This is a genomic window from Mucilaginibacter frigoritolerans, assembly GCF_007830615.1.
Taxonomy (GTDB): Bacteria; Bacteroidota; Bacteroidia; order Sphingobacteriales; family Sphingobacteriaceae; genus Mucilaginibacter; species Mucilaginibacter frigoritolerans.
Map to the genome: position 1 here is coordinate 375,450 of NZ_VLLI01000001.1, position 15,008 is coordinate 390,457.

Annotated in this window: 11 protein-coding genes and 3 tRNA genes; all 14 read left to right on the forward strand. The window is 38.9% G+C overall.

The features are described from left to right. Window positions 1-64: 64 nt before the first annotated feature. The 14 genes from JN11_RS01545 to JN11_RS01610 all read left to right on the forward strand — a co-directional run bounded on the left by JN11_RS01545 (window position 65) and on the right by JN11_RS01610 (window position 14,991). Window positions 65-137, forward strand: a tRNA-Gly gene (locus tag JN11_RS01545). 84 nt (window positions 138-221) lie between these two features. Beyond that, window positions 222-293 (forward strand) — tRNA-Thr (locus JN11_RS01550). Window positions 294-352: 59 nt separating this feature from the next. Then, the gene (gene tuf, locus JN11_RS01555) at window positions 353-1,540 is read left to right on the forward strand and encodes an elongation factor Tu (RefSeq protein ID WP_144908947.1); all 1,188 of its coding nucleotides are present in this window, start codon (window positions 353-355) and stop codon (window positions 1,538-1,540) included. 74 nt (window positions 1,541-1,614) lie between these two features. Further along, window positions 1,615-1,685 (forward strand) — tRNA-Trp (locus JN11_RS01560). Window positions 1,686-1,703: 18 nt separating this feature from the next. Continuing rightward, the gene (secE, locus tag JN11_RS01565) at window positions 1,704-1,898 is read left to right on the forward strand and encodes a preprotein translocase subunit SecE (protein ID WP_144908948.1); all 195 of its coding nucleotides are present in this window, start codon (window positions 1,704-1,706) and stop codon (window positions 1,896-1,898) included. A 15-nt stretch (window positions 1,899-1,913) separates the two neighbouring features. Then, on the forward strand, window positions 1,914-2,456 hold the full coding sequence (gene nusG, locus JN11_RS01570; protein ID WP_144908950.1) for a transcription termination/antitermination protein NusG: 543 nt from the start codon (window positions 1,914-1,916) through the stop codon (window positions 2,454-2,456). A gap of 167 nt (window positions 2,457-2,623) precedes the next feature. Next, a complete protein-coding gene (gene rplK / locus JN11_RS01575; protein ID WP_144908952.1) occupies window positions 2,624-3,064 on the forward strand; it encodes a 50S ribosomal protein L11 in 441 nt (146 codons plus the stop codon). 27 nt (window positions 3,065-3,091) lie between these two features. Beyond that, the gene (rplA, locus tag JN11_RS01580; protein ID WP_144908954.1) at window positions 3,092-3,790 is read left to right on the forward strand and encodes a 50S ribosomal protein L1; all 699 of its coding nucleotides are present in this window, start codon (window positions 3,092-3,094) and stop codon (window positions 3,788-3,790) included. Between the two features lie 3 nt (window positions 3,791-3,793). Continuing rightward, window positions 3,794-4,312 carry a 50S ribosomal protein L10 gene (gene rplJ / locus JN11_RS01585; RefSeq protein WP_144908955.1) on the forward strand — a complete coding sequence of 173 codons (519 nt, stop codon included), beginning with the start codon at window positions 3,794-3,796 and terminating at the stop codon, window positions 4,310-4,312. Window positions 4,313-4,371: 59 nt separating this feature from the next. Beyond that, window positions 4,372-4,755: a 50S ribosomal protein L7/L12 gene (gene rplL, locus JN11_RS01590; protein WP_144908957.1), complete on the forward strand. Its 384-nt coding sequence runs from the start codon at window positions 4,372-4,374 to the stop codon at window positions 4,753-4,755. Between the two features lie 213 nt (window positions 4,756-4,968). Further along, entirely contained in the window at window positions 4,969-8,772 is a 3,804-nt protein-coding gene (rpoB, locus tag JN11_RS01595) for a DNA-directed RNA polymerase subunit beta (protein WP_144908959.1), read from the forward strand. A 111-nt stretch (window positions 8,773-8,883) separates the two neighbouring features. Continuing rightward, complete coding sequence (rpoC, locus tag JN11_RS01600) at window positions 8,884-13,170, forward strand: DNA-directed RNA polymerase subunit beta' (RefSeq protein ID WP_144908961.1); 4,287 nt, start codon at window positions 8,884-8,886, stop codon at window positions 13,168-13,170. Window positions 13,171-13,293: 123 nt separating this feature from the next. Next, the gene (locus tag JN11_RS01605; RefSeq protein ID WP_144908963.1) at window positions 13,294-14,607 is read left to right on the forward strand and encodes a nucleotide sugar dehydrogenase; all 1,314 of its coding nucleotides are present in this window, start codon (window positions 13,294-13,296) and stop codon (window positions 14,605-14,607) included. A gap of 72 nt (window positions 14,608-14,679) precedes the next feature. After that, entirely contained in the window at window positions 14,680-14,991 is a 312-nt protein-coding gene (locus tag JN11_RS01610) for a DUF3467 domain-containing protein (protein ID WP_144908965.1), read from the forward strand. Window positions 14,992-15,008 lie beyond the last annotated feature (17 nt).

Sequence of the window (15,008 nt, forward strand, 5' to 3'; positions counted from 1 at the left end):
ATCGGTTGTCGGTTTGTAGTAAATAGCTACAAACTGATTGCAGGTAACTGCTAACTTAATAAAAGCGGAAGTAGCTCAGTTGGTAGAGCGATAGCCTTCCAAGCTATAGGTCGCGAGTTCGAACCTCGTCTTCCGCTCAGTTACAGTTGGCGGTGTGCAGTGAGAGTTTGCAGATAAGGTTTTAACTGCAACTGGAACTAAGAACTGGAAACTAAAAATTAGCCGACGTAGCTCAGGGGTAGAGCACTTCCTTGGTAAGGAAGAGGTCATGGGTTCAAATCCCATTGTTGGCTCACATAGGAAATAGAAGAATTTAAAGTATAAATTAACCTACAATAATTAAATATAAATCATGGCAAAAGAAAAGTTTGACCGCAGCAAGCCGCACTTAAACATCGGTACAATCGGTCACGTTGACCACGGTAAAACAACCCTTACCGCAGCTATTACTAAAGTATTGGCTGATAAAGGTTTCTCAGAAGCTCGTTCTTTCGATTCAATCGATTCGGCTCCTGAAGAAAAAGAGCGTGGTATTACTATTAATACAGCACACGTTGAGTATTCAACTGCTACACGTCATTACGCACACGTTGACTGTCCGGGTCACGCTGACTATGTGAAAAACATGGTTACTGGTGCTGCACAAATGGACGGTGCAATTATAGTTGTTGCTGCTACTGACGGTCCTATGCCTCAAACACGTGAACACATCTTGTTAGCCCGCCAGGTTGGAGTGCCTTCATTGGTTGTGTTTATGAATAAAGTTGATATGGTTGATGATCCGGAATTGTTGGAATTAGTTGAAATGGAAATTCGTGAATTATTATCATTCTACGAATACCCAGGTGATGATATTCCTGTAATTCAAGGTTCAGCTCTTGGTGGCTTAAATGCTGATCCAAAATGGGTTGAAAAAATCATGGAATTAATGGATGCAGTTGATGCACACATTCCAATTCCTCCACGTTTAACTGATTTACCTTTCTTGATGCCTGTTGAAGACGTATTTTCGATCACTGGTCGTGGTACTGTAGCAACTGGTCGTATTGAGCGTGGTGTAATTAACTCAGGTGAGCAAGTTGACATCCTTGGTATGGGTGCTGAAAACTTAAAATCAACTGTAACTGGTGTTGAGATGTTCCGTAAGATCCTTGATAGAGGTGAAGCTGGTGACAACGTAGGTTTATTGTTACGTGGTATTGAAAAAACTGATATCCGTCGTGGTATGGTTATTTGCAAACCAGGTTCAGTAACTCCTCACACAGATTTTAAAGCAGAAGTTTACGTATTGTCAAAAGCAGAAGGTGGTCGTCACACTCCATTCTTCAATAAATACCGTCCGCAATTCTATTTCCGTACAACAGACGTTACAGGTGAAATCACCTTAGCTGAAGGCGTAGAAATGGTTATGCCTGGTGATAACGTTACCATCACTGTAAAGCTGATCAACGCTATCGCAATGGAAAGAGGCTTACGTTTCGCTATCCGTGAAGGTGGTAGAACAGTAGGTGCTGGTCAGGTAACTGAAATTTTGAAATAAAAATTTCAAAAAGGTTAATTAGAAACATAAGTCTGCCGGTTAAAAGCGGGCTTATGTTTTCTTAGTTATAGTAAACGGGAATAGTTCAACGGTAGAATAGAGGTCTCCAAAACCTTTGATCAGGGTTCGAATCCTTGTTCCCGTGCAAATAGTAAATATCAAAATGGCTAAAGTATCGGAGTATATTAAAGAGTCTTATATAGAGTTAACCCAAAAAGTTACCTGGCCAACCTGGACTGAACTAGTAAATAGTGCTGTTTTGGTGCTGGTAGCCGCGTTTATTATTGCATTGGTAATACTGGTAATGGATCAAAGCATAAATTTCGTGCTTAAGCAATTTTATACTTCGCTAACCTAATTGGATAACAGAACGATGAGTGATCAATTAAAATGGTATGTGGTTAGAGCTATTAGCGGCAAAGAAAAAAAGGTAAAACAATATATTGACGCTGAAATTAATCGTTTAGGTATTACGCATTTGGTACCTCAGGTATTAATACCTACAGAAAAGTACTATCAGATGCGTGATGGGAAGAAAATTGCTAAAGAACGCAATTTTTTTCCTGGTTACGTATTAATGGAAGCTTCACTTGATGCCGAAATTGAGCATATTATCAAAAATATAAATAGCGTTATAGGCTTTTTAGGTGATAAAACAGGTAATGCTATTCCTTTGCGCCAGGCGGAAGTTAACCGTATTTTAGGTAAGGTTGATGAAATGAGCGCGCAGGGTGAAACTATGAATGTTCCTTATTATGTAGGTGAGGGTGTAAAAGTGATGGATGGACCTTTCAACGGATTTAGCGGGGTAATTGAAGAGGTTAATGAGGAAAAGAAAAAATTAAAAGTAATGGTAAAGATATTCGGTCGTCGTACACCGCTCGAATTAAATTACATGCAGGTAGAGAAAGAATAATCGAAATTTCGGAATCGGATTTTCGATTTTGAAGTTTAAAAAATATTAGGTTTTGTTTATAGAATGTTAAATCCGAAATGGAACATTCGAAATCCGAAATCAACACGAGCTTAAATGTTACTTAGCTTCCACTTACTAACATTGAGTTATAATTTAAATAAATAAAAATGGCAAAAGAAGTCGGTGCGATGGTGAAACTGCAGGTAAAGGGCGGCGCTGCAAATCCATCTCCTCCAATTGGCCCAGCATTGGGTGCAAAAGGGGTGAACATTATGGAATTTTGCAAGCAGTTCAATGCACGTACCCAGGATAAACCTGGTAAAGTGCTTCCGGTAGTTATTACTGTTTATGTCGACAAGTCATTCGATTTTATCATCAAAACTCCACCGGTTGCAATCCAATTATTGGAAGCAACAGGTTTAAAGAGTGGTTCGGCTGAACCTAACCGTAAAAAGGTAGCCAGTGTAAACTGGGGCCAGGTTGAGACTATAGCCAAAGATAAAATGACTGATTTGAATGCATTCACAGTAGAATCAGCCATGAAAATGGTGGCAGGAACTGCCCGCAGTATGGGGATAACCGTATCAGGTACGGCACCCTGGAATTAATTAATTTATACAAATCAGTTTAAGACAGTGGCTAGATTAACAAAAAATCAAAAAGTGGCACTCTCCAAAATTGAGGTAAATAAAGCGTATTCTTTACAGGATGCGTCATCTTTGGTAAAAGATATCACTATCTCCAAATTTGATTCATCAGTTGATATTGATGTTCGTTTAGGTGTTGACCCACGTAAAGCCAATCAAATGGTGCGTGGTATCGCTACTTTACCTCATGGTACCGGTAAAACTGTACGTGTATTAGTTCTTTGTACTCCTGATAAGGAACAAGAAGCTAAAGATGCAGGTGCAGATTTTGTAGGTTTGGATGATTATATTGCCAAAATTGAAGGTGGATGGACTGATGTTGATATTATCATTACCATGCCTAGTGTTATGGCTAAAGTAGGTCGTTTGGGTCGTATTCTCGGTCCGCGTAACCTTATGCCTAATCCTAAATCAGGAACAGTAACTACCGAAGTTGGTAAAGCTGTAACTGAGGTAAAAGGTGGTAAAATCGACTTCAAGGTTGATAAAACCGGTATTATCCATACTTCAATAGGAAAAGTATCTTTCCCTGCTGAAAAAATTTATGAAAATGCTTTGGAAGTATTGCAAATCATTTCAAAATTGAAACCTTCAGCAGCAAAAGGAACATATTTCAAGAGTATTCATATCTCTTCAACTATGTCACCTGGAATTGAAATTGAAACTAAAACAGTAGCGGGGATCTAAATCATGAATAAAGAAGAAAAACACGAATTAGTAATCGCCCTTACTGAACAAATGAAAGAGTATGGTAATTTTTATATTACCGATACTTCTGATTTGACAGTAGCAAAAATCAATAACATCCGTCGTAAATGTTTCGAAAGCGACATTACGATGCAGGTAGCAAAAAACAGCTTGATTAAAAAAGCTATGGAAGCTGCCGGTGGCGATTATACGCCTATTTATGATGTACTTAAAGGTTCATCATCAATCCTTTTCTCAAAATCAAGCACTGCTCCGGCAAAATTGATCAAACAGTTAAGGAAACAAGGCGAGAAACCGATTTTAAAGGCTGCTTACATTGATTCAGCTATTTTCATCGGCGATAATCAGTTAGATACTTTGATCAACTTAAAATCAAAAGAGCAACTGATTGGCGAGATCATCGGATTATTACAATCACCAGCGAAAAACGTTATTTCTGCATTACAATCAGGCGGAAACATCATTGCAGGTGTTGTAAAAACATTACAGGAAAGAGGTTAATCGAACACCTGAAAGTTTCGGAATTTAAAACAAAGCATTAAAAGAAAATTTAAAATAAAATGGCGGATTTAAAAGCGTTTGCTGAACAGTTGGTAAACTTAACAGTAAAAGAAGTAAACGAATTAGCTCAAATCTTAAAAGATGAGTATGGTATTGAGCCTGCTGCTGCAGCTGTTGCTGTTGCTGCTGCTCCTGCAGGTGGCGATGACGCTCCTGCTGCTGAAGCAGCACAAACTGCATTTGACGTTATCCTGAAAGAAGCAGGTGGCGCTAAATTAGCAGTTGTTAAATTAGTAAAAGACTTAACCGGCCTTGGCTTGAAAGAAGCTAAAGACTTAGTTGATGGTGCACCTAAAGAAGTTAAAACTGGTGTAACTAAAGAAGAAGCTGAATCTTTAAAGAAACAATTAGAAGAAGCCGGAGCAGTAGTTGAGGTTAAATAAGTTAACCAACACGAATATAGCATCAGACTCCGACCTTTTTGGTCGGGGTCTATTGCTGTTTATATAGTTTAGATTGGAGATTTAGATTTTAGATATGGGATTTTAAGCCGTTTATACCATTAGGCATTAAGTTTCAATCTCTTTACTCTCAGAATCTTACATCTCAGTACGCACATCTATCACAGTTTATTAATAAACTAAAATTATAATCCCTTGGCAAACAAAAATAATCAAAGAGTAAATTTTGCAACCAGCAGGAAAGTATTGGATTATCCAGATTTTCTTGATGTTCAGTTGCAATCTTTCCAGGAATTTTTTCAATTGGAAACTACCTCAGACAATCGCTACAAAGAAGGTTTGTTTAAAGTGTTTGCCGAAAATTTTCCTATCTCAGATTCAAGAAACATCTTCGTTTTGGAGTTTCTTGATTACTTTATTGATCCGCCACGTTACGATATACAAGAGTGTATTGAGCGCGGATTAACTTACAGTGTGCCTTTAAAAGCCAAGCTTCGCTTATCATGTAATGATGAAGAGCACGAAGATTTTGAAACAATTGTACAGGATGTGTATTTGGGAACTATCCCTTACATGACGCCTAAAGGTACTTTTGTTATCAATGGTGCCGAGCGTGTAATTGTATCTCAGTTACACCGTTCACCAGGTGTGTTTTTTGGACAAAGCCGCCATACAAACGGTACTAAATTATACTCTGCCCGTGTTATTCCTTTTAAAGGATCATGGATCGAGTTTGCTACAGACGTTAATAACGTGATGTATGCTTATATCGACCGTAAGAAAAAGTTCCCGGTAACTACCTTATTACGTGCCATTGGTTATGACTCTGATAAAGACATCTTAGAGTTATTTGAATTGGCTGATGAGGTTAAAGTGAGCAAATCAGGCCTTAAGAAATTTATTGGCCGTAAATTAGCTGCAAGGGTACTTAAAAAATGGGTTGAAGACTTTGTGGATGAAGATACCGGCGAAGTTGTTTCTATTGACCGTAACGAGATCATCCTGGAGCGTGAAACAGTGCTTGAAGACGATCATATTGATATGATCATTGATGCAGGTGTTAAAACCATCATCCTTAATAAGGAAGATGCTGCTACCAGCGGTGACTATACCATTATATATAATACCTTACAAAAAGATACTTCAAACTCTGAGAAAGAAGCGGTGGAGCATATCTACCGTCAATTACGTAACGCTGAACCACCTGATGAGGAAACTGCCCGTGGTATCATCGACCGTTTATTCTTCTCTGATAAGAGATATGACCTGGGTGATGTGGGCCGCTACCGCATCAACCGTAAGTTAAAACTGACTACCTCTGAAGAGACTAAAGTTTTAACTAAACAGGATATCATAGCGATTGTTAAATATCTGATCAAATTAATCAACTCAAAAGCTGAGGTGGATGATATTGACCACTTATCAAACCGTCGTGTGCGTACCGTGGGCGAGCAGTTATATGCTCAGTTTGGTGTAGGTTTAGCACGTATGGCCCGTACCATCCGTGAGCGTATGAACATTCGTGATAACGAGGTGTTCACACCAACCGATTTGATCAATGCACGTACGCTATCATCAGTGATCAACTCTTTCTTCGGAACAAACCAGTTATCACAGTTCATGGATCAAACCAACCCACTGGCAGAGATCACGCACAAGCGTCGTCTGTCAGCCTTAGGGCCCGGTGGTTTGTCACGTGAGCGTGCAGGTTTCGAGGTTCGTGACGTACACTATACGCACTACGGTCGTTTGTGTACTATTGAAACTCCGGAAGGACCGAACATTGGTTTGATATCTTCTCTTTGCGTACACGCAAAGATTAACAACTTAGGCTTTATTGAAACACCGTATAAACGTGTTGTTGAAGGTAAAGTACAGGTTCAGGAAGAAGTTATTTACCTGTCTGCAGAAGACGAAGACGGTAAAACAATAGGGCAGGCAAATGCTCATTATGATGATAATGGCGTTTTTGCAACACCTAAAGTTAAAGCCCGTTTTGAAGGTGACTTCCCGATCATTGAGCCTGAAAGATTGGACTTAATGGATATTGCTCCAAACCAGATTACCTCTATCGCGGCTTCATTAATTCCATTCCTGGAACATGATGATGCTAACCGTGCATTGATGGGATCGAACATGCAACGTCAGGCAGTGCCTTTGTTGCGCCCTGAAGCGCCTATTGTAGGTACAGGTTTGGAAGGTCGTGTTGCAAAAGACTCCCGTACTTTAATCAATGCCGAAGGCGATGGTGAAGTTGAGTATGTTGATGCTAACGAAATCCGTATCCGTTATGACCGTAATGAGTTAGATCGTTTAATATCTTTTGATGGTGATTCAAAAAGCTATCGTTTAACTAAATTCAAGAAAACTAACCAGAGTACTACCATCAACCTGAAGCCAATTGTTAAAAAAGGCGAACGTGTTGAAAAAGGACAAGTACTTTGCGAAGGATATGCTACTCAAAATGGTGAACTGGCTTTAGGCCGTAACCTTAAAGTGGCGTTCATGCCTTGGCAGGGTTATAACTTTGAGGATGCGATTGTAATTTCTGAGCGTGTTGTTTCTCAGGATATATTTACTTCGCTTCACGTTGAAGAATTTGAACTTGAAGTACGTGATACCAAACGTGGGGAAGAAGAATTAACACCAGATATCCCTAACGTATCAGAGGAAGCTACTAAAGATTTGGACGAAGACGGTATTATCCGTGTTGGTGCCGAAGTAAAAGAAGGCGATATCCTGATAGGTAAAATCACTCCAAAAGGTGAATCAGATCCTTCACCGGAAGAAAAACTGTTACGTGCTATATTTGGTGATAAAGCTGGTGACGTGAAAGATGCGTCATTAAAAACTCCACCATCTATTGCAGGTGTGGTTATTGATACCAAATTATTCTCACGTGCTAAAAAGACTTCAAAAGCTGAAGAAAAAGCACAGTTAGAAAAATTAGATAACAAACACGAAAAAGCAATAAAAGATCTTAAAAATACTTTAATCGAAAAGTTATTTGAGATTGTTAACGGTAAAACCTCACAAGGTGTTTATAACGTTTATAAAGAATTGCATGTGCCAAAAGGTGTTAAATTCACTCAAAAAATATTAGTTGAGCTTAGTTATGAAAATATTAACCCAACTAAATGGACAACTGATGATGATAAAAACGATCAGATAAAAATCCTTCTTCACAACTATAACATTAAAGTTAATGAAGAATTGGGTGCTTACCGTCGTGATAAATTTGCTATCAGCGTGGGTGATGAGCTACCATCGGGTATTGTACAAATGGCTAAAGTTTACATCGCTAAAAAGCGTAAGCTTAAAGTGGGTGATAAAATGGCGGGCCGTCACGGTAACAAAGGTATTGTGGCACGTATTGTACGTGACGAAGACATGCCTTTCCTTGAAGACGGAACACCGGTTGATATTGTGTTGAACCCGCTGGGTGTACCTTCACGTATGAACCTGGGCCAGATTTACGAAACTGTATTAGGATGGGCCGGTAAAGAGCTGGGTATTAAATTTGCTACTCCAATTTTTGATGGTGCAAGCCACGAAGAAGTAGAGGAGTGGGTTAAAAAGGCAAACTTACCAGAATCAGGCCGTACATACTTATACAATGGTTTAACAGGCGACCGCTTTGACCAGCAAACAACTGTAGGTATTATCTACATGCTGAAACTGGGACACATGGTTGATGATAAAATGCACGCACGTTCAATTGGGCCATACTCATTAATTACACAACAACCATTGGGTGGTAAAGCTCAATTCGGTGGTCAGCGTTTTGGTGAGATGGAGGTTTGGGCACTGGAAGCATTTGGTGCATCAAACATTCTGCAGGAAATATTAACCGTTAAGTCGGATGATGTTATCGGCCGTGCCAAAACATACGAAGCTATTGTTAAAGGCGAAAACTTGCCTACACCATCAGTTCCTGAATCATTCAACGTATTGGTTCATGAGTTAAGAGGTTTAGGTTTGGATATCACGCTTGAATAATTATTGAATTACTGAGGGATAGAAGTATAACATACTTTAATTCCTCAGCAATTTTAAAATTCAATAATTCATTAAATCAGTCCTTCAATAATTAAAAAACAAAAGGAGACTATGTCTTACAAAAAGGATAATAAAATCAAAAGTAATTTCACCACAATTACTATCAGCTTAGCTTCACCTGAATCTATTCTGGAGCGTTCAAGTGGTGAGGTTTTAAAACCGGAAACCATCAACTACAGGACCTACAAGCCTGAGCGTGATGGTTTATTCTGCGAGCGTATTTTTGGTCCGGTAAAAGATTATGAGTGCCATTGCGGTAAATACAAACGTATCCGTTATAAAGGTATAGTTTGTGATCGTTGCGGTGTTGAAGTAACCGAGAAAAAAGTACGTCGTGAGCGTATGGGCCACATTAACCTGGTTGTTCCGGTTGCACATATCTGGTATTTCCGTTCATTACCAAACAAAATTGGTTATTTATTGGGCTTACCAACCAAAAGACTGGATCTGATCATTTATTATGAAAGATATGTAGTAATTCAGCCTGGTATTAAAGAAACTGACGGAATCAATAAAATGGATTTCCTTACAGAAGAAGAATACCTGGATGTATTAGATACTTTACCAAAGGAAAATCAATACCTGGACGATAAGGACCCACAGAAATTTGTAGCTAAAATGGGTGCCGAGGCTTTAGAGGAGTTGCTAAAACGCCTTGACCTTGATGACCTGTCTTATAACTTACGTCACCAGGCTGCAAACGAAACTTCACAACAACGTAAAAACGAAGCTTTAAAACGTTTACAAGTTGTTGAGGCTTTCCGTGATGCTAAAAACAGGATTGAAAATAACCCTGAGTGGATGATCGTTAAGATTGTTCCGGTTATTCCACCTGAATTACGTCCGTTAGTGCCTTTGGAAGGTGGTCGTTTTGCAACTTCAGATTTGAACGATTTATATCGTCGTGTAATTATCCGTAACAACCGTTTAAAACGTTTGATCGAGATCAAAGCACCGGAAGTTATTTTACGTAACGAAAAACGTATGTTACAGGAAGCTGTGGATTCGTTGTTCGATAACTCACGTAAAGTAAACGCTGTAAAAACTGAGGGTAACCGTGCATTGAAATCACTTTCAGATATTCTGAAAGGTAAACAAGGCCGTTTCCGTCAAAACTTATTAGGTAAACGTGTGGATTATTCAGCACGTTCGGTAATTGTTGTAGGTCCGAACCTTAAATTACACGAATGCGGTTTACCAAAAGATATGGCTGCCGAGTTGTTTAAACCATTTATCATTCGCAAAATGATAGAGCGCGGTGTGGTTAAAACAGTGAAATCTGCTAAAAAGATTGTTGACCGTAAAGACCCATTAGTTTGGGACATTTTGGAAAACGTATTAAAGGGACACCCTGTATTATTAAACCGTGCGCCTACGTTGCACCGTTTAGGTATCCAGGCATTCCAGCCTAAATTAGTTGAAGGTAAAGCTATCCAGTTACACCCGTTAACCTGTACAGCATTCAACGCGGATTTTGACGGTGACCAGATGGCCGTTCACGTACCTCTAGGTAACGCGGCAATTTTGGAAGCCCAGGTGTTAATGCTTGCTTCACACAATATCTTAAACCCTGCTAACGGAACACCTATTACCGTTCCATCTCAGGACATGGTGCTTGGGTTATACTATATAACGAAAGGCCGTAAAACTGATGCAGGTCGTGTGGTAAAAGGTGAAGGTTTAACCTTCTATTCTGCCGAAGAAGTTATCATCGCTTATAATGAAAGAAAACTTGATTTGCATGCCTTTATTAAGGTAAAAGCCTTTATTAAAGAAAGAGACGGAATTATTGTTAATAAAATTATTGATACTACTGTAGGGCGCGTATTGTTTAACCAACACGTTCCGGCAGAAGTAGGTTATATTAATGAACTGCTAACCAAAAAATCACTGCGTGATATTATTGGTGAAGTTGTTAAAATTACAGGTATGGCACGAGCAGCCCAGTTCCTTGATGATATTAAGGAGTTAGGTTTCAAAATGGCGTTCCAGGGTGGTTTATCATTTAACCTGAAAGATATCAATATCCCAGCTGAAAAAGTAACCCTTATTGAACAAGCTTCTAAACAGGTTGAGGATGTAATGAGTAACTATAACATGGGTTTCATTACAAACAACGAGCGTTACAATCAGATCATCGATATCTGGACTCGTATCAACAATCGCTTAACTGCGAATGTGATGGAGATCCTTTCTACCGATAACCAAGGTTTCAACTCAGTTTACATGATGTTGGATTCAGGAGCACGTGGTTCTAAAGAGCAAATCCGTCAGCTTGCAGGTATGCGTGGTTTGATGGCTAAACCTCAAAAATCAGGTTCAGGTGGTGAGATTATTGAAAACCCGATCCTTTCAAACTTCAAGGAAGGTTTGTCGGTATTGGAATATTTTATCTCTACTCACGGTGCTCGTAAAGGTTTGGCGGATACAGCGTTAAAAACTGCGGATGCTGGTTACTTAACCCGTCGTTTACATGACGTAGCCCAGGATATGATTGTTGGTGAGGTGGATTGTGGTACTTTAAGAGGTATATTTACTACCGCTCTTAAAGATAACGAGGATATTGTTGAACCATTATATGATCGTATTTTAGGCCGTACTTCTTTACATGATGTACTTGATCCTATTACTAATCAATTATTAGTATCTGCAGGTCAGGATATCACTGAAGAAATTGGTAAAACTATTGAAAACTCACCATTAGAAGGTATCGAAATTCGTTCGGTATTAACTTGCGAAAGCAAACGTGGTGTATGTGCATTATGCTACGGACGTAACCTTGCAAGCGGTAAACGCGTGCAAAAAGGCGAGGCTGTTGGTGTAATTGCTGCACAGTCAATCGGTGAGCCGGGTACACAGTTAACATTACGTACATTCCATGTGGGTGGTACCGCATCAAACATCGCTGCTGAGTCACAGATCAACGCAAGGTTTGAAGGTGTTATTGAATTTGAGAACGTTCGTACAGTTGAATATAAAACTGAAGATGGAGTAGTTGATGTGGTTTTGGGCCGTTCTGGTGAATTCCGCATCCTTGAACCGGGAACCAATAAAGTGATTGTTACCAACAATATTCCATACGGTGCTTACCTGTATGTAAAAGATGGCAGCAAGATCAGCAAAGGCGACCGTATCTGTTCATGGGATCCATATAACGCGGTAATTATTTCTGAATTTGCTGGTGTTGCCAAATTTGAGGCTGTATTGGAAGGTATCACTTTCCGCGAAGAGTCAGATGAGCAAACCGGTCACCGTGAAAAAGTTATTATCGATACCAGAGATAAAACAAAGAACCCGGTTATCCAGGTTGCTGATAAAGGTGGAAACGTAATAAAAGGTTATAACATTCCGGTAGGCGCCCACATCGCTGTTGATGAAGGTGAGAAACTACAAACAGGGCAGGTTATTGCTAAAATTCCTCGTTCAACCGGTAAAACCCGGGATATTACAGGTGGTTTACCACGTGTAACCGAGTTGTTTGAAGCACGTAACCCTTCAAACCCTGCTGTAGTAACAGAAATTGATGGTGTGGTAACTTTAGGTGGTGTTAAACGCGGTAACCGCGAAATCACTATCGAATCAAAAGACGGTCAGGTTAAAAAATATCTGGTTCCATTGTCAAAACACATCCTTGTACAGGATAATGACTTTGTGAAAGCTGGTATGCCATTGTCTGATGGTTCAATATCGCCTGCTGATATCCTGGCTATTAAAGGCCCGGCTGCAGTTCAGGAATACCTGGTAAATGGTATACAGGAAGTTTACCGTTTGCAAGGTGTGAAAATCAACGACAAGCACTTTGAAGTGATAGTTCACCAGATGATGCAGAAAGTATCTATTGAAGATGCAGGAGATACCCGTTTCCTTGAAAGAGAAGCTGTTGACAGCTGGGATTTCATGTTGGAAAATGACGAGATCTTTGACAAAAAAGTAGTTACTGATCCTGGGGATTCAAACAACCTGAAATCAGGCCAGATAGTTTCAGTGAGAAGGTTAAGAGACGAAAACTCAGTTTTAAAACGTAAAGATTTGAAACTGGTTGAAGTTCGTGACGCTATTGCTGCAACATCAAGTCCGATATTACAAGGTATCACCAGGGCTTCATTAGGCACTAAGTCGTTTATCTCAGCAGCATCGTTCCAGGAAACTACTAAAGTACTGAACGAAGCAGCAATTGCAGGTAAGAAAGACAACATGCTTGGCTTGAAAGAAAACGTTATTGTTGGTCACTTAATTCCATCAGGAACTGGTTTACGCGAATACGAAAATATCCGTGTAGGTTCTCAGGAAGAATTTGATCGCTTGATGGCTTCAAAAGCTGAAGAAGTAGAAGCTTAAGTCTATGAATTAATAATGGCAAAGCCTTCCCCATAAAGGAAGGCTTTGCCATTTTATATAAAAATCAAAATTGTGATCTATATTTAAAAAATATAAATCGCTAATAAAGTAACATCTATTACCATGAAGCAATTTGATTTAAAGGATACCAAGATTGCAATTATTGGATTGGGCTATGTAGGCCTACCGCTAGCAATTGAGTTCGCGAAAAAATATAAAGTTTTAGGGTTTGATATTAATTTGGACAGGATAAATGGCTTGTTGCGTGGTGAAGATTATACCAATGAAGCTAATATAGACGAGCTAAAGACAGTTCTCGATTCTTCTGATAGTAGTAATCGGGGTTTATATTTATCGGCAGATAGATCTCATTTAAAGGGGAATAATGTTTTTATTATAACAGTACCAACCCCGGTTGATCATTTTAAATCGCCAGACCTGAAGGCTTTATTACATGCATCACAGTTGGTAGGAGAAGCCCTCAGAGTTAATGATATAGTAATTTATGAATCAACTGTTTATCCTGGCTGTACAGAAGAAGACTGTGTACCTGTATTAGAAAAATATTCGGGCTTAAAATTTAATACTGATTTTTTCTGTGGATACTCACCCGAAAGAATAAACCCGGGAGATAAGGTGAATACACTTACCAAAATTGTTAAAGTAACATCAGGTTCAATACCAATAATTGCTGAGTTTGTTGACCAGTTGTATCAGTCAATAATTGAAGCAGGTACTTACCTGGCGCCTAGTATAAAAGTAGCAGAAGCTTCAAAGGCTATTGAAAATGCCCAACGCGATGTTAATATTTCATTTGTAAACGAGCTCGCGCTGATTTTTGACCTGATTGGGATTGATACGAACGATGTTTTGGCCGCTGCAGCAACCAAATGGAATTTTTTAAAATATAAACCTGGCTTGGTAGGGGGGCATTGTATAGGAGTTGATCCTTATTACTTAGCTCACAAAGCTGAATCATTAGGCTATCATCCGCAAGTTATTTTATCAGGCAGGAGGGTAAATGATAATATGGGCGTTTTTGTTGCAAATAAGGTTATCAAATTGATGATAAAAAAAGGACACCACATTGATGGCTGTAAAGCACTTATATTAGGAATTACTTTTAAGGAAAATTGCCCTGATATACGAAATTCACAAGTAATAGATATCTATAACGAATTGCAACAATTTGGGTTAAGTGTTGATGTTTATGACCCTCATGCCAATGTTAAGGAAGTAAAAAAGCAATTTAACATAAATTTAATGTCTGATTTCAACACATTATCGCCTAACGATTGTATATATGATGCTATAGTTTTAGCAGTTTCACATATTGAGTTTATTAGTATGGATTTAAGCAGCTTTTGTAATCAAAAAACAGTAATTTTTGACACAAAGGCTATACTTAAAAGAGAAATTGTTGACGGGCGTTTATAACTATAATGATAAACAGGGTCTATTTATTTTTCAAAGCTTCCTTAAATGGGTTGGCTTTACTATTTTAGCAAAATGGAAGAACAAAATGAAACTCAATTAAATATTGAACTTTCTGAAGAAGTTGCAGAGGGGATTTATTCAAACCTTGCAATTATAACACACTCTAGCTCAGAGTTTGTGCTTGATTTTATACGCGTTATGCCCGGGGTTCCAAAGGCCAAGGTGAAATCAAGAATTATTTTAACACCAGAACACGCCAAAAGGTTACTAACCGCATTGGAAGACAATCTGGAGAAATTTGAAACTATAAATGGCCGGATAAAAATTCAACAAGAACCTTCAGGTTTTCCAATGAATTTTGGGGGTACAATGGGGCAAGCGTAAATTGATTTTACATTTTT